This window comes from Grimontia sp. SpTr1 (genome assembly GCF_947387585.1).
GTDB classification, from domain to species: domain Bacteria; phylum Pseudomonadota; class Gammaproteobacteria; order Enterobacterales; family Vibrionaceae; genus Enterovibrio; species Enterovibrio indicus.
In genome coordinates, this window is sequence record NZ_CANDOD010000049.1 from 1 (window position 1) to 1318 (window position 1318).

The window sequence follows — 1318 nt, forward strand, 5'->3', positions numbered from 1 at the left end:
TATATGGAATCCACGTACCTACAAAACGAATCTGCAATCAAAGTTAAGATGCGTACGTATATTCGGCTTCTTGATGAGGTAGCTATCCTCTAGCCTTTGATGTTTGCGCACCTACTGTCCTTATCGAGTTAGCAGCTTCTAAAGCGTGACAGAATGGCCAGGTTCTCAGCAGGTTGGTCTTACCTTTTCCGCTTCATCATTTTGTAAGATTCATATTAATCAGTCAGTAATACTGGCTCATAGTTGGTTTCATATCGAAGCATTGCCCACGCGGTCCGTACGATTTTATTTGCTAAAGCGATACAGGCTTTTTTAAACCCAATTCGAGCAATGAGCTTGGTAAGCCAAGCGTCTTTTTGTGTTTTCGGATTATCAGGAAGCCTGCCCACATAAGACATCGCACCAAGATATAAAAGGGAACGAAGTTCCTTTACACCACCACATTTATCAATACCAATCATGAAAACTTTTCCGCCTGAGCTATGTTGTTTTGGGGTGAGACCCACAAAAGCAGAGGCCTGCCTTCCGTTCTTAAACTGTTTGCCATCTCCAAGGGTCGTATAAAGCATTGCCGCCGTTGTTTCACCAACGCCCTCAATCGCCATGAGTCTTTGGCAGGGTTCAATTTGTCGAGTTAGTGCATTTTTTTCTTTTTCAAACTGGATAAGTTTTAACTTAAGTTGCTTATATTGCTCCCACAACATGGCCAGCACCGAAACGACATTAGCTGGAATTTCTGTTTCACCGTCGAGAGCAGACTGGACAGAGGCTTTCAATCCTTTTTCGCCTCTTGGGTTAGCGATGCCGTACCCAAGAATCGTACCGCGGATGTGTTGACCTAAAGAAACAACGGACCGAGATAGGAAACGACGACTACTTTCTAGTGATTGAAGAGACTGTGTCTCAATGGATTTTGGACGGCTGAACTTGATGCCAATTTGAATAGCTGCATTTGCTATAGCGAGAGCATCATTGTGGTCAGTTTTATGCCCTTCCAAACATCCTTTTACTTTTTTAGGATTGAGTAGCCTAACATCATGGCCATACTTCTCAGCAAATTGCCCCCAGTAATGGCAACCACAGCAACCTTCCATTGCGACGATAGCGGGTTTGGCTCTGGCAAGAAACTCTTTAGTTTTCTGTCGGCTTAGTGGTCTATTGAAAAGCAATTCGCCATCTGCGCTGATATGACAAACTTGCAAAACATTTTTGGCTAAGTCGATTGCAATAATGTTAGTGGTCAACATGATGGAACCCTCGTGTTTAATCAAACCTTGGAATTGTAGATCGCCAAGGAAAGAGTGGATTCCATACATCA

1 protein-coding gene is annotated in these 1318 nt (G+C 43.3%); it reads right to left on the bottom strand.

Annotation, left to right across the window (positions count from 1 at the left end):
* Positions 1-215: 215 nt before the first annotated feature.
* Positions 216-1247, bottom strand: coding sequence for an IS110 family transposase (locus QL223_RS25865; RefSeq protein ID WP_002541872.1), 1032 nt, complete (start codon positions 1245-1247; stop codon positions 216-218).
* Positions 1248-1318 lie beyond the last annotated feature (71 nt).